General features: G+C 70.6%; 14 protein-coding genes. 5 read left to right on the forward strand and 9 right to left on the reverse strand.

Translation table 11 applies throughout. The features are described 5' to 3' along the window. Positions 1–361: 361 nt before the first annotated feature. On the reverse strand, positions 362–2,380 hold the full coding sequence (locus RB614_RS12315; RefSeq protein WP_308712582.1) for a S8 family serine peptidase: 2,019 nt from the start codon (positions 2,378–2,380) through the stop codon (positions 362–364). Positions 2,381–2,716: 336 nt separating this feature from the next. On the opposite strand from RB614_RS12315, the gene RB614_RS12320 reads away from it, so the two are divergent. Continuing rightward, a complete protein-coding gene (locus tag RB614_RS12320; protein WP_308712583.1) occupies positions 2,717–3,265 on the forward strand; it encodes a hypothetical protein in 549 nt (182 codons plus the stop codon). A gap of 7 nt (positions 3,266–3,272) precedes the next feature. Here the strand turns inward: RB614_RS12320 and ccsB are convergent, their stop codons facing one another. The 6 genes from ccsB to hemL are packed head-to-tail and all read right to left on the reverse strand — an operon-like array spanning position 3,273 to position 9,097. After that, positions 3,273–4,250: a c-type cytochrome biogenesis protein CcsB gene (gene ccsB / locus RB614_RS12325; RefSeq protein WP_308712584.1), complete on the reverse strand. Its 978-nt coding sequence runs from the start codon at positions 4,248–4,250 to the stop codon at positions 3,273–3,275. Then, positions 4,250–5,797 (reverse strand): cytochrome c biogenesis protein ResB, encoded by a 1,548-nt coding sequence (gene resB / locus RB614_RS12330; protein WP_308712585.1) that lies wholly within the window; start codon positions 5,795–5,797, stop codon positions 4,250–4,252. The genes ccsB and resB overlap by 1 nt, the downstream gene beginning before the upstream one ends. 52 nt (positions 5,798–5,849) lie before the next feature. After that, positions 5,850–6,602 carry a cytochrome c biogenesis CcdA family protein gene (locus tag RB614_RS12335; protein ID WP_308712586.1) on the reverse strand — a complete coding sequence of 251 codons (753 nt, stop codon included), beginning with the start codon at positions 6,600–6,602 and terminating at the stop codon, positions 5,850–5,852. A 1-nt stretch (position 6,603) separates the two neighbouring features. Then, the gene (locus RB614_RS12340; RefSeq protein ID WP_308712587.1) at positions 6,604–7,149 is read right to left on the reverse strand and encodes a TlpA family protein disulfide reductase; all 546 of its coding nucleotides are present in this window, start codon (positions 7,147–7,149) and stop codon (positions 6,604–6,606) included. Then, on the reverse strand, positions 7,149–7,802 hold the full coding sequence (locus RB614_RS12345; RefSeq protein ID WP_308712588.1) for a histidine phosphatase family protein: 654 nt from the start codon (positions 7,800–7,802) through the stop codon (positions 7,149–7,151). The genes RB614_RS12340 and RB614_RS12345 overlap by 1 nt, the downstream gene beginning before the upstream one ends. After that, positions 7,799–9,097 carry a glutamate-1-semialdehyde 2,1-aminomutase gene (gene hemL, locus RB614_RS12350; protein WP_308712589.1) on the reverse strand — a complete coding sequence of 433 codons (1,299 nt, stop codon included), beginning with the start codon at positions 9,095–9,097 and terminating at the stop codon, positions 7,799–7,801. Before hemL ends, RB614_RS12345 begins: the two co-directional genes overlap by 4 nt. Positions 9,098–9,198: 101 nt before the next feature. Between hemL and RB614_RS12355 the strand changes: the two genes are divergently transcribed. Continuing rightward, a complete protein-coding gene (locus RB614_RS12355; RefSeq protein WP_308712590.1) occupies positions 9,199–9,516 on the forward strand; it encodes an STAS domain-containing protein in 318 nt (105 codons plus the stop codon). A 198-nt stretch (positions 9,517–9,714) separates the two neighbouring features. Here RB614_RS12355 and RB614_RS12360 read toward each other — a convergent pair whose 3' ends face one another. Then, positions 9,715–11,802, reverse strand: a complete 2,088-nt coding sequence (locus RB614_RS12360; RefSeq protein WP_308712591.1) for a S9 family peptidase — start codon at positions 11,800–11,802, stop codon at positions 9,715–9,717. Positions 11,803–11,869: 67 nt separating this feature from the next. Between RB614_RS12360 and RB614_RS12365 the strand changes: the two genes are divergently transcribed. Further along, complete coding sequence (locus RB614_RS12365) at positions 11,870–13,150, forward strand: FAD-binding oxidoreductase (RefSeq protein WP_308712592.1); 1,281 nt, start codon at positions 11,870–11,872, stop codon at positions 13,148–13,150. Positions 13,151–13,236: 86 nt separating this feature from the next. Beyond that, the gene (locus RB614_RS12370) at positions 13,237–13,677 is read left to right on the forward strand and encodes a YciI family protein (protein ID WP_308712593.1); all 441 of its coding nucleotides are present in this window, start codon (positions 13,237–13,239) and stop codon (positions 13,675–13,677) included. 3 nt (positions 13,678–13,680) lie between these two features. On the opposite strand, the gene RB614_RS12375 is transcribed toward RB614_RS12370, so the two are convergent. After that, on the reverse strand, positions 13,681–15,705 hold the full coding sequence (locus RB614_RS12375; protein ID WP_428982984.1) for a SpoIIE family protein phosphatase: 2,025 nt from the start codon (positions 15,703–15,705) through the stop codon (positions 13,681–13,683). A gap of 378 nt (positions 15,706–16,083) precedes the next feature. Between RB614_RS12375 and RB614_RS12380 the strand changes: the two genes are divergently transcribed. Next, a complete protein-coding gene (locus RB614_RS12380) occupies positions 16,084–20,454 on the forward strand; it encodes a HAMP domain-containing protein (RefSeq protein WP_308712595.1) in 4,371 nt (1,456 codons plus the stop codon). Positions 20,455–20,505 lie beyond the last annotated feature (51 nt).

A 20,505-nucleotide genomic window follows, 5' to 3' on the forward strand; every position in this document is an offset into this window, starting at 1 on the left:
CATCTCTTCCGGCGAACGCCCATGAACCGCGAGTCTCGGTGGCTCACCTCGCAGGCGGCTGAGCCGTACCTCGGAGTTTGCTCAGAGTCGAGTTGAAGGGTTCTTCGAGCTTCGCCTGACGCGACGTGGAGGTAGCGGCGGTTCCATAAGCCGGCGTGGGCCGGGGGGCCCCCCCCCCCCCTACCCCGACCGCCCGGGGGGGGCCGCCCCCCCCCCCCCCCCCCCCCCCCCACCGGGCGTTGCGGTGTTTAGGGCCTGTTTCGAAATCCTTGCCGGGCTGCGCCGGGCCCAGACGACGACCGGCGGCGCCGGATCGCCGCCTGGACTCCGGCTCGCCTCGACAATCCTTTTGAAACAGGCCCTAGTTGACGGAGATGACCTCGTGGAAGAACTGCTGCGCCGGGCCGATGTCTACGGGCCCGAACGGGTCGAAGTTCGAGTTCAGGGCCGAGTTGCCGTTGTTTGGCGCCTGCACCAGATAACCGGTGGTGGTGGACTGGAACAGCAGGCTGCCGTCGCCGTAGTGGTACAGCCAGAGCTGCTGTGACGGGCCGGCCGTGGTGGCGTTGGCGATGAGCGGCGAGGTGGGGGTCGTCGGGACGGTGACGTAGCGCCTGTTGGAGTGAGACCGCAGCGCGACGGCGTCGTCGCCGAGGTCGAGCATGTCGAACTTCTCCAGGTGCGTGACCGCGGTGGCGCTGGCGATCAGTGGGTTGGCACCGTTGTTCGGCGCGGTGACGATCTTGCTGTTGACGACCGCGCGCAGCGCGACGACCGCCGCCGGTGAGGCCCAGATGAACTTCTCTGCCTGGCCGATCGTGCTGGCGCTGGCGACCAGCGGCGAGGCGCCGCCGTTCGGCGCGGTGACGTACTTGCCGTTTACCTTGGCGATCAGGCTGACCGTGCCGTCACCGTTCATGACCGGCAGGAACCGCTCGGCGTCGGTGATGGTGGTGGCGCTGGCGACCAGCGAGCCGGTGCCGCCCGAGGTGGCGCTGACGTGCTTGCCGTTCACCCAGGACGCGAACGCGTAGTAGCCGCCTCCGGCGGGCACCGACGTGAACTTCTCCGAGTCGCCGATCTCCGTCAAGGGCTTGTTGGCGGTCAGCGGCTGGGTGCCGTTGGACCCCACCGAGACGTTCTTGCCGTTGGTCAGTGAACGCAGGCCGGTGACGAACGGCACGACCACGGTGCCGATGCGCAGCATCACGTCAGACGTGCCGGTCACGGCCGTGTTGCGGACGACCCGCCGGGTGCCGCCGAACACGATGACGTTTCGCACCTGCGTGGGCGACCAGGTCGGGTTGGCCGAGAGGAGGAGCGCGGCGGCGCCGGCAACGTGCGGGCTGGCCATCGACGTACCGCTGTACCTGTCGATCGCCGTGTCGCTGGAGGCCACGGAGGACGGGATGTTGTTGCCCGGTGCGTGGATGTCGACGCAGGATCCGTAGTTGGAGAAGGACGCGCGGAAGTCGACCTCGTCCGTGGCGCCCACGGTGATCGCGTTCGGCGTACGGGCCGGCGACCCCCCGCAGGCGTCCATGTCTTCGTTTCCGGCGGCGACGGCGTAGGAGACACCGGAGTTGATGGAGGCCTCCACCGCGGCGTCGAGTGCGCTGCTGGGGCTACCGCCCAGGCTCATGTTGGCGACCGCCGGCTTCACCGCGTTCGCGGTGACCCAGTCGACGCCGCCGAGGACGCCTGCCAGTGTGCCGCTGCCGACGCAGTCGAGGACCCGCACGGCCACCAGCTGGACGCCCTTGGCCACGCCGTAGTTGGTGCCGCCGATGGTGCCGGCGACGTGCGTGCCGTGGCCGTCACAGTCGCTCGCGACGGCGTCGCCGTCGACGAAGTCGTAGCCGTAGCTGGCCCGCCCGCCGAACTCCTGGTGCGTGATCCTGATGCCGCTGTCGATGACGTACGCGTGCACGTTGCTCGCCGTGTTCGGGTACACGAAGCGCTTGTTGAGCGGCGCGAAGATCTGGTCCAGCCGGTCCAGGCCCCACGACGGCGGGTTTACCTGGGTGTCGCTCTTGGACACCTTGCGGTTTTGCTCGACGTAAGCCACATCGGCGCTGGTGGCAAGCTTCTTGGCCTGCGCCTCGCTCATCCGCGCCGCGAAGCCGCGGATGGAGCGGCTGTAGGTGTGCGAAACGGCACCGCCGAACTGCCTCGTGAGCGCCTTGGCACTGGCGTCGACCTTGGCGGCGCCGGCCTTGCTGTCCTTCAGCACGACGATGTAGCTGTCCTTGATGGCGCTCTTGTCGGTGGCGCCGAGGATGCTCGGCACCTTCTCCCCGTCGGGCGGGCCCGCGAATGCGGCTCCTGGGCTGGAGATGGTCGCGGCCGTCGCCATGGCGGCGAGCGCGATTCCGGCCATGGCCGAGCGACCAACTCGGCGAAGTTGGGACACTTCAGACTCCCCGTTTCGAAAACCATCGTCCACGGTGGACAAGGGTGCGTCGCCTGCCCCGGCGGGCAAAGACGCAAACCATCTTCGTGGATTTAATTCCTTCGAGGGTCACCCGTTCGGACCATTTGCTTCGAGTGAGTCACCGCCGGCTCAATCGCCGGTTTTTCAGACGTGAGACTTCGCAGGCGACTCGCGACTACCGCGGTCTGCGCCGTGTTGCTCCTTACCGGCGAACCATCCTTGTCAGCCGCAAGCGGTACCTATCACCACCTCGGCGCAGGAACTGTCGGTGATTGGACAGGAGTGCTGGGACGGCTCACCGTACGCGATACCGGTGTCCGCGCCGGTACGTACGACTTCGTCGCCGCCCGCTTCATGGCCAAGCGCGAATCGGACGGACGTACGTCGTGGTTGGAAGCCGGTTGGGCGGAAACGGGATGGTCCGGCGACGGGCGCCAGCGGGTGTACACGTATGACACCAACCGCAAGGCGTGGAGCTTTTACAACCAGTACGAGCTCGCGGATGGCGACCAGATATGGATTTCCATACACACCACGCGAGACGGCGTATGGGAGGCGTGGCTCTGGTGGCGGGACGGCTGGCACCTGCTGACCAGCCAGCGTCTGGGGGCGCCCCGGGCACATCTGGAGCAGTACGTCGAGGTGCACATCGACGGCGAGGGGACGATCCAGGTGCCGCGGATCGCGGTCGACAACGTGCAGGTGCGCGACGGCGACGCGACGCGGTACTGGCGGGAGAGCGACGTACGCACCGCTTCGGGCGGCAGCACGGACGGTTACTGCCTCGACTGGGCGATCCGCTTCGACACCTGGACCGCGGGCACCTGCTGAGCGGCGGCTACAGGCCGCCGTACGAGTGGAGGCCGGTGAAGAAGATGTTGACGCCGAAGAGGTTCATCAGCATGGTGAGCCAGCCGATCACCGCGATCCAGGTCGCGGTCGTGCGCTTGACGCTCGGCGTCGCGCGCGCGTGCAGGTAGCCGGCGTAGACGATCCAGGAGATGAACGCCCACACCTCTTTGGGGTCCCAGCCCCAGTAACGGCCCCACGCGGCCTCGGCCCAGATCGGGCCGGCGATCAGCGCGCCGAAGGTCCAGATCGGAAACGCGAACGCGTGCAGCCGGAACGTCAGCCGGTCGAGGCTGGCCGCTTCGGGCACGCGCGGGCCGAGCGAGTACGGGAAGCTGCGCTTGCCCCGGTCGTAGCCGCTGCGGATGAGAAACATGGCGGCCGGCACGAAGCCGAGCAGGAAGATGCCGGAGGAGAGCACGGCCGCCGACACGTGCACGACGAACCAGGCCGACTTGAGCGCGGGCACCAGCGGCGCGACGTCGGTGTAGAGCACCATGCCGGCGAGGCCGAGCAGCAGCACCATGGCGGTCGCGACGAACAGCCCCAGGTGGCGGATCGCCGGCCGGCGGGAGAGGACGACGAGCCAGGCCGCGCTGCCCACGAACGTCACCGAGAGCACGAACTCGTACATGTTGCCCCACGGCATGCGCTCCGCCGCGATACCGCGGGTGACGAGCGTACCGAGGTGCAGGAGCGCGGCCAGGGCGGTCACCGCGACGGCCGCCTTGCCGGCCAGGGCCGCACGGCCGCGCCCGGACGGAGCCGCCTCCTCGACCACCGGCGGCGGCGCGTCCGCCGCGGCGGTGGATCCGGCACCGACGGCGACGAGCTCGCGGGCCGGCCGCGTGGCGGCGCGGCCGATGTGGCTGCGGTTGCCGAACGCGTACTCGGCGGCGTGGCAGACCATCGCCGCGACGTACGACAGGATCGCGACGACCAGGAGCTGATCGGACAGTGCGGACATCAGCGCTTCTTCTCCACAGACTCGATGATCTGCTTGAACTCCTCCGCGAAGCCGGAGTAGTCGGTGCGCGGCAGCCCACCGGCCTCCACCAAACTACTACCTGACGTAGTGACGCGGAAGAAGACCCTCCGGCGCCTGCCGGTCAGCGACAGCAGCAGCCCGAGCAGGCCGACCGCCGCACCGCCAAGCGCGATCTTCTCGCCCGGGTCGTAGCGGACGGAGAGGGTCGCGTACTGCCGCGTCCCGAGGAACTCCACCGAGCTGCCGTCGTCGAGCGTCATCTTCTCGCCGACCCGCAGCAGCGTCGCCTCGCCCACCCGCTTGAGCCGGCCGCTGTCCACCTGCCGCTGGTCGAGGCGGTAGACCGAGCCCGGGATGCCGGCGTCGAGCCCGAGGTTGCCCCGGTACGCGAAGAGCATCAGGGCCGGCGAGCGCTCCGCGGGAAAGACCGAGCGGGTGTACGGCGGCTGGTCCGGCGCCGTCGGCAGGTAGAGCCCTTCGAACGCGACCTGCGCATTCGGGTCGCGGGCGCCGCCGGCCTTGGGGTCGACGTTGGCGTCCGGGAACGCGGCCACACCCTCGCTGGTCAGCATGCCGTCGACGGTCAGGAACGGAGCGACCGTGGTCTGCGCCTGCCCGTACCGGTCCGTGTAGCGGATCACCGGCGCGTACCCGTGGCCGAGCAGGTACACGTTGGCGCCGTCGAGCCGGAGCGGGGAGTTGACCGAGAAGTCGCGCGCCGGCCCGTCGTCCACGCGGACGGTCGCCTTGAAGGACGACGGCTGCCCGCTCGCCAGGAAGTCGGCCTTGAAGTCGGTCAGCTCCAGGCAGAAGCGGGGCAGGTCGGCCGCGTCGACCCGGGGGCCGAGCCCGGACTCGTCGAACTGCTGGAGCGTGTTGCAGAACGCCGTGTCGGGGCCGGCGACGAGCAGCCGGTTGCCGTGCCAGCCGTACCAGGATCCGAAGCCCACCCCGGCCAGCACCGCGAGCAGCGCGAAGTGGAAGAGCAGGTTGCCGGTCTCCTTCAGGTACCCCTTTTCGGCCGAGACCGTGTCACCGCGGACCGCGACCCGCCAGCGGCGCTTGCGCAGCGCGGCGCCGATCTCCTCGACCCCACCGACGGGGTCCTCGACGGTCGCGTGCTGCGGCAGGCGGTCGAGGCGGGCCGGCGCGTTCGGCGGTGCGCTGCGCATCGCCCGCCAGTGGTCGGCCAGGCGCGGCACCACGCAGCCGACCAGCGAGGTGAACAGCAGCAGGTAGATCGCGGAGAACCAGACCGAGGCGAACACCTCGAACATGCCCAGCCGGTCGAGGATCGGGGCGAGGTCGGGGTGCTCGACGAAGTACCGGTCGACGTCGTCGGCGTTGACGCCGCGCTGCGGCAGCACCGAGCCGGGGATCGCCGCGACCGCGAGCAGGAAGAGCAGCATCAGCGCGGTACGCATGCTGGTCAGCTGCCGCCAGGAGTTGCGCAGCAGGGCGAGCACCGGGTTGGTCCGCCGCGGGCTCGGTGCCGCGGTCGAGGTGCGGTCCTCGGTCACGACCACGCGGGGCCCCCGGGGAGACGTGGAGCGAAGCGGAGCGTCTGCTTGGGGTGCATTAGATGCTCACCTCCCCGACGCCGACCGTCGTCTGGAGCCAGATGAGAAAGCTCTGCCAGCCGCCGGTGACCAGCGCGAGCCCGACCACGATCAGCAGCGCCCCGCCGGCCCGGGTGACCCACCGGCTGTTGCGCCGGATCGCCTTGAAGACGCCGAGCAGCCGGCGGAAACCCAGCCCGAACGCGACGAACGGCAGGCCGAGCCCGAGGCAGTACGCGACCGCGAGCACCACGGCCCGGTCGGTCTTGCCGCTGACCGACGCCATGGTCAGCACCGCGCCGAGCGTCGGGCCGACGCATGGCACCCAGGAGAGCGCGAAGACCGCGCCGAAGACCGGCGCGCCGAGCAGCCCCGCGTTGGGCAGCCGGTGGATCCGGAACTCGCGCTGCATCCCGGGTACGAGACCGAGGAACGCCAGCCCGAGCAGGATGATCAGCGCACCGCCGATGATCTCCAGGGTGCGCCGGTTGCCGAGCAGCGCACCGGTGGCGCTGGTGAACAGGACGGCGGTCAGCGTGAAGACGACCGTGAAGCCGGCGATGAACAACGAGGTGCCGGCGAGCACCCGGCGCATCCGTTCGGTGCCCGCGTCGAGCTCGGCTCCGGAGAGCCCGGTGACGTACGACAGGTAGCCCGGCACCAGCGGGAGCACGCAGGGCGAGAGGAAGCTGACCAGTCCGGCGAGCGCGGCGGCACCGATCGCCAGCGCGAGCGGTCCCCCGTCGGCCAGCTGGCGAAACGTCTCGCCCATGTCAGCTCGCCTCGGCCGCCAGGCGGGCCACGACCGGCTCGAACTCGGCCGCCGTGATGGACGTCCGGATCACCACCGCGATCCGCCCCTCCCGGTCGAGCACGATCGTCGCTGGGATGCTGTTGGGCGGGATCTCGAAGTCGAGGGCGAGCTTGCTGGACGGGTCGAGCACGCTCGGGTACGACACCTTGCCGCTGTGGAACGCCTTGGCCTTGTCGCGGTCGTCCCGTACGTTGATGCCGAGGAAGCGCACGCCCTGGTCCTTCGTGGCCTGGTACACCTGCTCAAGGTCGTCGATCTCGGCCCGGCAGGGCGCGCACCACGAACCCCAGAAGTTGACCACCACGACCTGCCCGCGGTCCTGGCTCAGCTCGTACCGGCCGCCCTCGAGCAGCTCGCCGGAGAGCGGTGGGGCGGCCGGACGCTTTTCGGGCGCGCACTCGATCACCTTCGACGACGTGGGCTGGCAGTCGTCGCTCGCGCCGCCGCACGCGGTGAGCGCGGCGGCGAGGATGGCGGCGGCGAGGAGCGCGGCGCGGAAACGCATCAGGCGCCTTTGGCCGTCCGGGCGCCCGGGGACATCGCGACCAGGTGTGCGGCCGGCTCGGAGTAGCCGATGCCGACGATCTTCGTGTCTTCGAAGTGGAACGAGGTGAGGCTGGCCAGGCTGCACTGGCGGCGCCGCGGGTCGTGCCAGAGCCGCTTGCGCTCGACGTACCGCCGGAGGATCCACACCGGCAGCTGGTGCGAGACGCAGACCGCCTCGTGCCCCTCGGCCGCCACCCGCGCGGCGTGCAGCGCGGCAAACATCCGCTCGGCGATCTGCTTGTACGGCTCGCCCCAGGACGGGGTCACCGGGTCGCGCAGCACCCACCAGTTGCGCGGGTCACGAAAGGAGCCGTCGCCCGGCCCGACCTTCCTGCCCTCGAACCAGTTGGCGCTCTCGATCAGCCGCGCGTCGGTCGCCACCGGCAGCTTGAACTGCGCCGCGATCGGCTCGGCCGTCTCCTGGGCACGCTCCAGCGGGCTGGCCACCACGTGCGTGATGTCGCGCTCGGCGAGGGCCTGCGCCGCCGCCTTGGCCATCTGCCCGCCCAGCTCGGAGAGGCGGAAGCCGGGCAGCCGCCCGTACAAGATCTTCTCTGGGTTGTGCACTTCCCCGTGCCGCAGCACGTGCACCACCGTGGTGCTGCCTGTCATGCCCCGCTCCCCGTCGCCGCCGCGGCCGCCGCTGCCACGGGCAGGGCCGTCGATATCACTTCCAGCGCGTCGTCGCCGATCGCGGTGGATACGAACCATGCTTCGAACGCGCTGGGCGGCAGGTAGACACCGCCGTCCAGCATCGCGTGGAAGAACGCCTTGAACGCGGCCACGTCCTGGGTCCGAGCGCTGTCGTAGTCGAACACGGAGTCGCCGGTGAAGAAGATCGAAAACATGTTGCCCGCGTACGCGAGCTGGTGCGGGACCCCGGCCTTGCCGAGCGCCTCGCTGGCGAGCCCGCCCACGACGGCGGCCGTCTCGTCCAGTCGGCGGTAGGTCTCCGCGCCGGCGAGGCGCAGGCTGGCCAGCCCGGCGGCGCAGGCGAGCGGGTTTCCGGAGAGCGTGCCGGCCTGGTAGACCGGGCCGGCGGGGGCGAGGCGAGACATGATCTCCGTGCGCCCGCCGAAGGCCGCGGCGGGCAGGCCACCCCCCATGACCTTCCCGAACGTGTACAGGTCGGCGTCGATCGGCTCAAGCTCGGCCCAGCCGCCGCGGGCCACCCGGAAGCCGGTCATGACCTCGTCTACGATGAGCAGCGCGCCGTACCGGTGGGCGATCTCGGCGAGCGCCTTGTTGAACCCGTCGCGGGGCGGCACCACGCCCATGTTGCCCGCCGCCGCCTCGGTGATCACGGCCGCGATCTGCTCGCCCCCGGCGAAGGCGGCCTCCACCGCGGCCACGTCGTTGTACGGCAGCACGATCGTCTCGCTCGCGGCCGCGCCGGTGACGCCTGGCGAGTCGGGCAGCCCGAGCGTGGCCACGCCCGAGCCGGCGGCGGCGAGCAGCGCGTCGACGTGCCCGTGGTAGCAGCCGGCGAACTTGACGACCTTGGCCCGGCCGGTGAAGCCGCGGGCCAGCCGGATCGCCGACATGGTCGCCTCGGTGCCGGAGTTGACCAGGCGCACCTGCTCGATCTGGGTGCGCCGGACGATCTCCTCGGCAAGCTCGACCTCGCCCGGCGTGGGCGTGCCGAAGCTGGTGCCCCGCGCGGCGGCGGCCTGCACGGCGGCGACCACCTCGGGGTGGGCATGGCCGTGGATCAGCGGGCCCCACGAGCAGACAAGGTCGACGTAGCGGCGGTCGTCGGCGTCGAACAACCACGGACCGTCACCACGGACCATGAAACGGGGCGTGCCGCCGACCGCACGGAACGCACGTACGGGCGAGTTGACCCCGCCCGGCACGATGGCGCGGGCCCGGTCGAAGAGGGCGTCGGATCTCGGCGTGTCACTCACGGTCCAGCCATTCTGACAGCGTTACCTGACACGGGGGCAAAGCACCCCAGGCAGCGACCTTCCACCGGGCGCCTCGCTCTAGATCACGATAGGCTGATGGGGTGGAACGTCCGGAGTTGTCCATCGCGGTGCTACGTGAACCCGACGAGACTGTGCTCAAGCTCGCGGGCGAAATCGACATGCTCACCGCGGCCCGGCTCTCCCGCGTCGTCAACGAGGTCCTGACCGACGCGCCGGTCCGCATCGTCCTAGACATGGCCGGCATCACGTTCTGTGACTCCCAGGGCCTCGGCACGATCGTGGTCCTGACCAAGAAGGCGAGTCACTCACAGAGCGTGTTGTTGCTCACCAACGTGGGTGACTTCCTGCAACGCGTACTCGACATCACCGGCCTCCGCTCAGCCCTCACCGTCCGCTGACCGCCAGCCAGCCCAGCGGGCCAGCGGGCCGCTCTAGGGCCTGTTTCAAAAGGATTGTCGAGGCGAGCCGGAGTCCAGGCGGCGATCCGGCAAGTCGGGCGCAAGGTCGCATACCGGTGTTGTATGCGGCCTTACGCCCGGCGCCGCCGGTCGTCGTCTGGACCCGGCGCAGCCCGGCGAGGATTTTCGAAACAGGCCCTAGGCACGGGCGAGGCGGTCGAGGATCCAGGCGGCGACGAACGCCTCTTCCTTCCAGGCGTCGTACCGGCCGCTCGGGCCGCCGTGGCCCGCGCCCATCTCGGTCTTGAGCAGATACTGGCCGGACGGTGCCGTCGCCCGCAGCCGCGCGATCCACTTCGCCGGCTCGTGGTAGAGCACGCGCGTGTCGTTGAGGCTGGTCACGGCGAGGATCGCCGGGTAGTCCACAGCCGACACGTTCTCGTACGGGGTGTACGACTTCATGTACGCGTACACCTCGGGGTCGTCGAGCGGGTTGCCCCACTCCTCCCACTCGGTCACGGTCAGCGGCAGCGACGGGTCGAGGATCGAGTTGAGCGCGTCGACGAAGGGGACCTGTGCCACCACGCCGGCGAACGCGTCCGGTGCCAGGTTGGCCACCGCGCCCATCAGCAGGCCACCGGCCGAGCCGCCCCGGGCCACGAGCCGGTCGGTGGCGGTCCAGCCCGCCTTGACCAGGTGCCGCGCGCAGGCCACGAAGTCGGTGAACGTGTTCTTCTTGGCCAGCATCTTGCCCTCTTCGTACCACCGCCGGCCGAGCTCGCCACCGCCCCGGATGTGCGCGACCGCGAAGATCACGCCACGGTCCAGCAGGGACAGCCGGGGGATTGAGAACCAGGGGTCCATGCTCGCCTCGTACGAGCCGTAGCCGTAGATGACCGCCGGCGCGGTGCCGTCCTTAGGCGTGCCGGCGCGGCAGACCAGCGAGATCGGCACCCGGGTGCCGTCGTCGGCGAGCGCCCAGTCGCGGTGCTGCTCGTACGCCGCCGGGTCGAAGTCGCCGAGCACCGGCTTCTGCTTGCGCAGCTGCATCGTGCGGGTGACCAGGTCGTAGTCGTAGACCGAGTCGGGCGTGACGAACGACGCGTAGTGCAGCCGCACGGTCGACGTGGCGTACTCCGGGTTGGACTCCAGGCCGACGCTGTAGATCGGCTCGGGAAAGTCGATGTCGTACGTGTTCGTGGAACCCACCGGCAGCACGCGCAGCCCGGTCAGCCCGTCCTTGCGCAGCGAGACCACCAGGTGGTTGGCGAACGCGTCGACCCCCTCCAGCCGGGTCCCCGGCGTGTGCGGGATCAGCGTGGCCCAGTCGCCCGGCGCGTCGGCCGAGGTGTACGCCAGCTCGAAGTCCTCGGCGCCGTCGTTGTGCAGGATCAGGAAGCGGTGGCCGTGGTGCTCCACCGTGTACTCGACGCCCTGCCGGCGCGGCGCGATGATCGCCGGCTCGCCGGTCGGGTTGGCGGCCGGGATCACCCGCACCTCGCTGGTGACCTTGCTGTGCGCCTCGATCACGACGAACTTCTCCGAGCGGGTCAGCTCGACCCCGACCCAGAAGCGCTCGTCGGTCTCCTCGTAGACGATCGCGTCGTCGGCGGCCGCGCTGCCCACGGCGTGCCGCCACACCCGGTACGGCCGCCACGCCTCGTCGACGGTCAGGTAGAAGAGCGTCGAGCCGTCGGCGGACCAGGCGCTGCCGTAGAACGTGTCGGGCACCTCGTCGGCCAGCACCTCGCCGCTGCCGAGGTCCTTGACCCGCAGCGTGAAGCGCTCGTCGCCGGCGAAGTCGGTGGAGTAGGCCAGCCACCGCCCGTCGGGGCTCACGTCGAACGTGCCGAGCGCGAAGAAGTCGTGCCCCTCGGCGAGCGCGTTGCCGTCGAGCAGCACCTCCTCGCCGTCCAGTGGCGTACCGTCCGCAGTGGAGGGTGGCTCGGTCTCGCCGTCGCGCACGGCCCGGCGGCACTGGATGCCGTACTGCTGGCCCTCGACCGTCCGGGTGTAGTACCAGTGGTCGCCCTTGCGCGTCGGGACCGAGAGGTCGGTCTCCTTGGTGCGCCGCTTGGTCTCCTCGAAGAGGGTGTCGCGCAGGCCGGCGAGGTGCGACGTGGCCGCCTCGGTGAAGGCGTTCTCCGCCTTGAGGTACGCGATCGTGTCCGGGTCGTCCTTGTCGGCGAGCCACGCGTACTCGTCCACGACGGTGTCGCCGTGGTGGGTGCGTTCGGCGGGGACGCGCTTGGCGACCGGCGGGGTCGCGGCGGTTTCGGTCGTCACGTACGACCACGTTACCGGGAGTCATGGGGGCTGGCGCCGGCACGGCAGGTCTTCGTACACTTGTTCGATGACGACGCGCGGGGCCCTCTTCCGGAGCCTCGTCGACATCTGCGGCATGCGCTTCGCGCGCCTGGCCGGTCCGGCCGACACGGTCGGCGGCACGCCGGCCAGCTGGGTCGCCGCACCGCCCACGATCGACGGCGTCGCGGCCATCGTGCGCCTCGCCGGCGAGCACGACCTGGCGGTGGTGGCCCGCGGCGCCGCCACCAAGCTCGACTGGGGTGCCCCGCCGGCCCGCGCCGACCTGCTGCTCGACACCGGTCGCCTCGCCGGCGTGTGGCACCACGCGCCCACCGAGGGCGTCGCCGAGATCGGGGCGGGCACACCCCTGCGGGCTGCGCGGTCGGCGCTCGCCCGCAGCGGTTGGCGACTGGCGCTCGACACCCCTTCGATCGGCGCGACGGTCGGCGGGGTCATCGCCGCCGACGAGGCCGGCCCGCTGGCCCACCGCTACGGCTCGGTCGCCGACCAGCTCGCCGGCGTCAGCTATGTGAGCGCCACCGGCATCCTCACCCACTCCGGCGGCCGGGCCGCTGAGGGCACACCCGACCGGGGCGTGGGGCGGCTGCTCTGCGGGTCGTCCGGGGCGCTGGGCGTGATCGTCTCGGCCACCGTCAAGGTGCTCTCCGAGCCGGCCTCCCGGGCCTGGGTGCGGCGCTCGGTCTGGACCCCCTTGGAGCTGTATGACCTGGTCCGCGCCGTGCTCCGCAGCCGCGTCCAGGCGACCGCCGTCGAGCTCGACCTCCCGGCCAGCCGGCCCGTGCTCGTGCCCCGGCAGCGGGCGCCGCGCGGCCCCGGCACGCTCGCGGTGCTGGTCGAAGGGGAGCCCGGCGAGGTGCTGGAGCGCTCCACCAAGGTCGCCGACCTGCTCGGCGGCGACGCCTCGATCCGTTCCGAGCCGCCGGCCTGGTGGGGGCGATACCCGTTCGGTCCCGACGACGTCGCGTTGCGGGTCGTCGTCCCCTCGGCCGACCTGCACGCCGCCATCTACGCGATCCGCGACGCGGCGGGCGCGGCCGTGCCGGTGCGCGGTTCGGCCGGCACCGGCGTGATCCACGCGTCGCTCCCCGGCAGCGCGCACCCCGACCGGGTCGCCGCCGTGCTGGAGGCGGTGCGCAGCGTGCTGCTCGCCCGCGCCGGCTCCTGCGTGGTCGTCTCCGCCCCGCCCGCGATCCGCGACGCGGTCGACCTGTGGGGCCCGGTGGCCAGCCCGGATCTCGTGCGCCGGGTCAAGGAGCGCTTCGATCCGGCGGGCCGGCTCGCCCCCGGCAGATTTTTCGGAGCCTGAGCGTCGATTCGCGTGCGCCCCGTTCGACGCGTTGGTAAGCCAATGGTGGCTACGAACGAGACAGAGGAGTCCAGACCATGCGATTCATGCTGCTTCTCAAGGGCGACCCGCCGACGCCGGAGGGTGGCGACAGCGCCGCCATCACCCAGCCGCCCGGGGAGCTCATCAGCGCGATGATGAAGTTCAACGAGGACCTGGCCAAGGCCGGCGTCCTGCTCGCCGCCGAGGGGCTCTACCCGAGCGCGGCCGGCGCCCGCGTGATCTACAAGGATGGCAAGCGGAGCGTGGTCGACGGGCCGTTCGCCGAGGCCAAGGAGCTGATCGCCGGCTTCTACCTGATCCAGGTGCGGTCGAAGGAGGAGGCCATCGAGTGGGCCTCCCGCTGCCCGGTCGAGGTCGCCGTCCCGCCGGGTGTCGAGGCGGTGATCGAGGTGCGCCAGGTCGGCGAGACCGACGAGCTGGTCAACGTCACCGACGAGCAGCGCGAGCAGTATCGCCAGCTCAGGGAGCAGATCTCCGGCCTCTGAGGATCAGTTCTCGGGATCGTTTCGCAGTACGAGGATGGCGATGTCGTCGCGGGGTTCCTCGGGTGAAAACCCCATCGTGGCCGTCCGGATCCGGGCGGCCACGACGTCGGCGGAGTAGCCGGCGAGCGGCGCGGCCGTGTCGCGCAGCCGCTCCGGGCCAAAGAGCTCGCGGCCGCGGCGCCGCTCGGTCACGCCGTCGGTGTAGAAGACGAGCGCGTCGCCGGGGCTGAGCGGCACGGTGGCGACCGGCGTGGCGATCGAGTCGAGCAGGCCGAGGGCGGTGCCACCGGTACCCACGAACGACGCCCGCCCGTCCGCGCGGACCAGGACCGGCCGGTCGTGGCCGGCCAGGTGGAGTGAGACGTCGAGCTGGTCGCCGTCGCCGCGGGCGACCGCGGCGAGCGCCAGCGTGCAGTACCGCCCGCCGCCCCGCTCGACGAGCGTGTCGTTGAGCCGGACGAGCGCCTCGGGCAGCGGCTTGCCGTCGCGGACGAGCACCCGGATCACGTCGCGAACCAGGCCGGTGACCGCCGCCGCCTGCACGCCCTTGCCGGATACGTCGCCGACCACCACGAGCCACCGCTCGTCGGGGAGCGGCACGACGTCGTAGAAGTCGCCGCCCACCTCCGCGGCGTCGCCGGTCGGCACGTACTCGGCGGCGAAGCCGATGCCCTTGACCACCGGCAGTACCGGCGGCAGCAGCGACTGCTGGAGCGTGTGCGCGACCCGGCGGCGCTCCTCGTGGATGCGGGCGTTGTCGACCGCGAGCGCGGCGCGGCGGGCGACGTCTTCGAGGATGGCGATCTCCTCGGCGTCGTGCCGGTGCCGCTGGTGCCGCCCGACCGACAGCGTGCCGAGGCGCTGCCCGCGCGCGACGAGCGGTACGGCGAAGCCCTCCAGCGGCGCACCGAGCGGCACCTGTGAGCCGGTGCGTGAGGCCTCCCGGAGCCGGGTGATCGGCGCGTCCGGCCCGCTCTCCTGAAACAGCGCGTGCACCTGAGGCAGCGACGACTCGTCGGCGTGGGTGGCGGCGGCCAGCTGGAGCCGGCCCCACTCGTCGGTGGTGTGCACCGCGCACCACAGCCCGAGCCGGGGCACCACGAGCTGGGGGATGAGGGCGAGCGTCAGGTTGACGTCGAGCGACTGGGCGAGCAGCTCGCTCGCCTCGGCGAGGAACGTCAGCCAGGTCTGGCGGCGCAGGTCGGCGCGGCGCAGCCGGTCGTTTTCCAGGTGCAGCGCGAGGCGCTCGGCGGCCAGCCCGGCCAGCGGCCCCGCGTACCCGGAGGGCGCGACGTCGAGCTCCAGCTCTCCCGAGTACGGCCGGTTGACGTTGAGCGGCACCCGCAGCAGCTCGGCGCCGGCCCGGGGCTGCCGGCCGTACCGGGCCAGGAGCTGCGACCCGCTCCCCTCGCCCCGGTCGAGGCGTACGGCACCGCCGGCAGCACCCACCAGCTCGGACACGCGGGCCAGCAGGTGGCCGGCGAAGTCGGCGAGCGCGTCTTCGGCGTGCGGCTCGGGTGCGATCTGCAGCAGCGCGGTGATCGCGCCAGCGGTCGGCGCGGGTGCCTCGGGGAGCGAGCCGGCGGGGGGCACGGTCTTACGGTCGAGCCGGAACCACACGCCCTTGCCCGTCGGCAGGTGGGTGGTGCCCCACCGGCTGGCGAAGTGGTCGACGAGCAGCAGGCCGCGCCCGCGTTCCGATACGTCCGAGATGTCTATTTCCGTGTTACGTGGACCAGCCGTCAGGCTCTCCGCCGTGCTGGCCTCGTAGTCCGTCACCGTCACCATCAGCCCGGTCGGGCCCGCGATGACCTCGATGTCCAGCTCCGTGCCGGCGTGCACCACGGCGTTGGTGGAGAGCTCGGTGGTCAGCAGTAGGGCCTCGTTGAGCAGTTCGTCCAGGTGGGCCTCGGCCAGCACGGACCGCACCACCGCCCGGGCCGCCGCCGGCGTACGCCGGTCAGCGGGCAGCCGGACGCGGCGGACGTGCTCCGCCGCCGGGGGCGCTCCGCTGACCTCCGCTGACACGCTTGCATCCTCTACCGCGCGACCGGATTCATCCAAGCCGTGTCTTCCGGCGCTCCGTCGCTCGGCGCTCATCCGCCGTCGTGGTTAAGGCCCGTAGCCTCGCAACTCCCGCTTATGTCTTCCGGCGCTCCGTCGCTCGGCGCTCATCCGCCGTCGTGGTTAAGGCCCGTAGCCTCGCAACTCCCGCTTATGTCTTCCGGCGCTCCGTCGCTCGGCGCTCATCCGCCGTCGTGTGGTTAAGGCACGTGGCCTCGCTCGGGCGCTCGTCCGCGGTCGTGGCTAAGGGCCGTAGCCTGGGCGACTCCCGGTCGGGCACTCGCATCTGCCGGACACCACGCGCCATGATGTGGGGAACCACCCAAGGTGAGCGAGGATTGCATGACCACGGCAAAGCAGGTGAGTACCCGGCCCGCGTCGGACGAGGCCGCCGTTCTCAATGAGCTGGCCGACGCGCTGCGGCGGGTGCGCCGCGGTGATCTGAAGGTGCGCCTACCGCGCCGGGCCGGAGTGGCCGGCGAGGTGGCTGACGCGTTCAACGACGTGGTGGCTCTCCAAGAGCGACAAAACCTGGAGGTACGGAAAATCAGCCGGATCGTCGGGCGGGACGGCCGGCTCACCGAGCGCTTGGACGAGGAGGGCGTCGACGGCGCCTGGGCCGATCACGCCCGGGCCATCAACTCGCTCATCGACGACCTGGGGCGCCCGACCACCGAGATCTCCCGGGTCATCGTGGCGGTCGCTGACGGCGACCTCTCCCAGCACATGGCGCTGGAGATCGACGGCCGGCCGCTGCGCGGCGAGTTCCTCCGCATTGGACGCACGGTCAACACGATGGTGGACCAGCTCTCGTCGTTCGCCGACGAGGTGACCCGGGTGGCGCGCGAGGTCGGCACGGACGGCGCGTTGGGCGGCCAGGCCGACGTGCGCGGCGTCGCCGGCACCTGGCGCGACCTGACCGACTCGGTCAACACCATGGCCTCCAACCTCACCAGCCAGGTGCGGTCGATCTCGCAGGTGACCACCGCGATCGCCCGCGGCGACCTCTCCCAGAAGATCACGGTGTCGGCCAAGGGCGAGGTCGCCGAGCTGGCCCACACGATCAACTCGCTCACCGACACGCTGCGGACCTTCGCCGAGCAGGTGACCCGGGTGGCCCGCGAAGTGGGCACCGAGGGCAAGCTCGGTGGTCAGGCCAAGGTGCCCAACGTGGCGGGCATCTGGAAGGACCTCACCGACAACGTCAACTCGATGGCCTCCAACCTGACCGCCCAGGTGCGAAACATCGCGCAGGTCTCCACGGCGGTGGCCAAGGGCGACCTGTCGCAGACCATCACGGTGGCCGCCCAGGGCGAGATCCTGGAGCTGAAGAACACCATGAACACGATGGTCGACCAGCTCTCCTCGTTCGCCGAGGAAGTGACCCGTGTGGCCCGCGAGGTGGGCACCGAGGGCAAGCTCGGCGGTCAGGCCCAGGTGCGCGGCGTCGCGGGCACCTGGCGTGACCTGACCGAGAGCGTCAACCAGCTCGCCGGAAACCTCACCGCCCAGGTGCGAAACATCGCGCAGGTCTCGACCGCGGTGGCCAAGGGCGACCTGTCGCAGAAGATCACAGTGGACGCTCGCGGCGAGATTCTCGAACTCAAGAGCACCGTGAACACGATGGTCGACCAGCTCTCCTCGTTCGCCGACGAGGTCACCCGGGTCGCCCGCGAGGTGGGCACCGAGGGCAAGCTCGGCGGTCAGGCCCAGGTGAAGGGCGTGCTGGGCACCTGGCGCGACCTCACCGACAACGTCAACTCGATGGCCTCCAACCTCACGTCCCAGGTGCGAAACATCGCGAGCGTCACCACCGCGGTCGCCAAGGGCGACCTGTCGCAGAAGATCACAGTGGACGCTCGCGGCGAGATCCTCGAACTCAAGAGCACCGTGAACACGATGGTCGACCAGCTCTCCTCGTTCGCCGACGAGGTCACCCGGGTGGCCCGCGAGGTGGGCACCGAGGGCAAGCTCGGCGGTCAGGCCCAGGTGCGGGGCGTGGCCGGTACGTGGCGTGACCTGACGGACAACGTCAACTTCATGGCCTCCAACCTCACATCTCAGGTGCGAAACATCGCCCAGGTCTCCACCGCCGTGGCCCGCGGCGACCTCTCCCAGAAGATCACCGTGGACGCGCAGGGTGAGATCTGGGAGCTGAAGAACACCATGAACACGATGGTCGACCAGCTCTCCTCGTTCGCGGAGGAGGTCACCCGGGTGGCCCGCGAGGTGGGCACCGAGGGCAAGCTCGGCGGTCAGGCCCAGGTACGGGGCGTGGCCGGTACATGGCGTGACCTGACGGACAACGTCAACTTCATGGCCTCCAACCTCACCGCCCAGGTGCGAAACATCGCGAGCGTCACCACCGCGGTCGCCAAGGGCGACCTCTCGCAAAAGATCACGGTGGACGCCGAGGGCGAGATCCTGGAGCTGAAGCAGACCGTCAACACGATGGTCGACCAGCTCTCCTCGTTCGCCGAGGAGGTCACCCGGGTCGGCCGCGAGGTGGGTATCGAGGGCAAGCTGGGCGGCCTGGCCCGGGTGAAGGGCGTCTCGGGTACCTGGCGCGACCTCACCGAAAACGTCAACCAGCTCGCCGCGACGCTCACCACCCAGCTCCGGGCGATCGCGCAGGTCTCCACATCGGTGACCAAGGGCGACCTGACCCAGCGGATCACGGTCGAGGCGCAGGGCGAGGTCGCCGAGCTCAAGGACAACATCAACCAGATGATCGTGGCGCTGCGGGAGACCACCCGCAAGAACGCCGAGCAGAGCTGGCTCGACTCCAACCTGGCCCGGATCGGCGGTCTGCTCCAGGGCCAGCGCGACCTCGGCGAGGTCTGCCGGATGCTGATGGGCGAGGTCACCCCGCTGGTCGAGGCTCAGCTCGGCGCGTTCTTCCTGGTCGACAACGACGAGGCCACGACGCGGCTGCGCCTCGCGGCCTCGTACGGCTACGTCACGCGTACCAATGAAGTGGTCTTTGGCCCCGGTGAAGGGCTGATCGGCCAGGCGGCGGTCTCCCGCCGCATGATCCGGGTGAGCACGGACGCCAGCGGCGCGCTGACCCTGCGATCGGGGCTGCTGACCACGAAGCCCCGCGACGTGGTGGTGCTGCCGATCCTCTTCGAGGGCGAGATGCTCGGCGTGATCGAGTTCGCCTCGGTCAACGCCTTCAACGACCTGCACATCTCGTTCCTGGAGCGGCTCGTCTCCACGATCGGCATCGCGCTCAACACCATCCAGGCCAACCGGCGTACCGAGGAGCTGCTCTCCCAGTCGCAGCGGCTGGCGCACGAGCTGCAGGCGCAGTCGGAGGAGCTGCAGCGCACCAACGCCGAGCTGGAAGACAAGGCACAGCTGCTCTCCGAGCAGAAGGCCAACATCGAGACGAAGAACCGGGAGATCGAGCTGGCCCGGATCGGCCTGGAGGAGAAGGCGCAGCAGCTCACGCGCGCCTCGGCGTACAAGTCGGAGTTCCTCGCCAACATGAGCCACGAGCTGCGTACCCCGCTCAACTCGCTGCTGCTGCTGGCCCGGCTGCTCGCCGACAACCCGGAGCACAACCTGACCGACAAGCAGATCGAGTTCGCCCGCACCATCCACAGTGCTGGGTCCGACCTGCTCTCGCTGATCGACGACATCCTCGACGTCGCCAAGATCGAGGCCGGCCGGATGGACGTCGAGCCCACCGAGGTCAACGTCCAGGACATCCGGGCGTACGTCGAGCAGGCGTTCACGCCGCAGGCCGAGGAGAAGGGCCTCGACTTCACGGTGAGCGTCGACACCGGCATACCGGCCGCCGTGATCACGGACGCCCAGCGGCTCCAGCAGATCCTGCGCAACCTGCTGTCGAACGCGGTGAAGTTCACCGACAGCGGCTCGGTCACGCTGACCATCGAGCCGGCGGGACCGGAGGAGCAGGCGGCGTCGGCGCGGCCGCTGGTCGCGTTCACGGTCGCCGACAGCGGCATCGGGATCTCGGAAGACAAGTTCGACCTCATCTTCGAGGCGTTCCAGCAGGCCGACGGCACGACCAGCCGGCGGTACGGCGGCACCGGCCTCGGCCTGTCGATCAGCCGCGACCTGGCCCGGCTGCTCGGCGGCACGATCACGGTCTCGTCGACGCCGGGCAGCGGCTCGACGTTCACGCTGCTCCTGCCGGACGTGCTGATGCCGGACTCGGTGCAGACGCCGCTGCCGCTCTCGCTGCCAGTGACCAAGTCCAACCTGCCCGCCCTGCCGGCGCTGGCCGACCTGCCGATGCTGCGGCAGCCGCCGGAGGGCGAGCGGCCGGCCTCGCCCGCCGCGCGCCAGCTCGACGGCGCCACAGTGCTGATCATCGATGACGATGTGCGCAACGTCTTCGCCCTGACCAGTGCACTGGAGCTGCACGGCATGACCGTTCTCTACTCGGACAACGGGGTCGATGGCGTACGGTTGCTGGCGGAGCACCCGGAGGTGGACATCGTGCTGATGGACGCGATGATGCCCGACCAGGACGGCTACGAGACGACGCGCGCCATCCGCCGCAACCACCGCTTCGCCGAACTGCCCGTCGTCTTCCTCACCGCCAAGGCGATGCCCGGCGACCAGGAGTCGGCGATCGGCGCGGGTGCGAGCGACTACATCACCAAGCCCGTCGACCTCGACGAGCTGATCGAGATGATGGCCGCCTGGGTCAACGGCGGCGGCCGGGAAGTAAGCGCATGAGTGAGCGGGGCACCCGGCACCCGCGCACGACGACGGTGAGCGAGCGAGCAA

Source organism: Phytohabitans maris (assembly GCF_031085175.1).
Taxonomy (GTDB): Bacteria; Actinomycetota; Actinomycetes; order Mycobacteriales; family Micromonosporaceae; genus Phytohabitans; species Phytohabitans maris.

What these genes read in the sequence shown, in the direction of transcription:
- RB614_RS12315 (WP_308712582.1), bottom strand. Translation starts at nt 2,380, where the DNA reads ATGGCCGGAATCGCGCTCGCCGCCATGGCGACGGCCGCGACCATCTCC.
- RB614_RS12335 (WP_308712586.1), bottom strand. Translation starts at nt 6,602, where the DNA reads ATGGGCGAGACGTTTCGCCAGCTGGCCGACGGGGGACCGCTCGCGCTG.
- RB614_RS12340 (WP_308712587.1), bottom strand. Translation starts at nt 7,149, where the DNA reads ATGCGTTTCCGCGCCGCGCTCCTCGCCGCCGCCATCCTCGCCGCCGCG.
- RB614_RS12370 (WP_308712593.1), top strand. Translation starts at nt 13,237, where the DNA reads ATGCTGCTTCTCAAGGGCGACCCGCCGACGCCGGAGGGTGGCGACAGC.
- RB614_RS12365 (WP_308712592.1), top strand. Translation starts at nt 11,870, where the DNA reads ATGACGACGCGCGGGGCCCTCTTCCGGAGCCTCGTCGACATCTGCGGC.
- ccsB (WP_308712584.1), bottom strand. Translation starts at nt 4,250, where the DNA reads ATGTCCGCACTGTCCGATCAGCTCCTGGTCGTCGCGATCCTGTCGTAC.
- RB614_RS12380 (WP_308712595.1), top strand. Translation starts at nt 16,084, where the DNA reads ATGACCACGGCAAAGCAGGTGAGTACCCGGCCCGCGTCGGACGAGGCC.
- RB614_RS12345 (WP_308712588.1), bottom strand. Translation starts at nt 7,802, where the DNA reads ATGACAGGCAGCACCACGGTGGTGCACGTGCTGCGGCACGGGGAAGTG.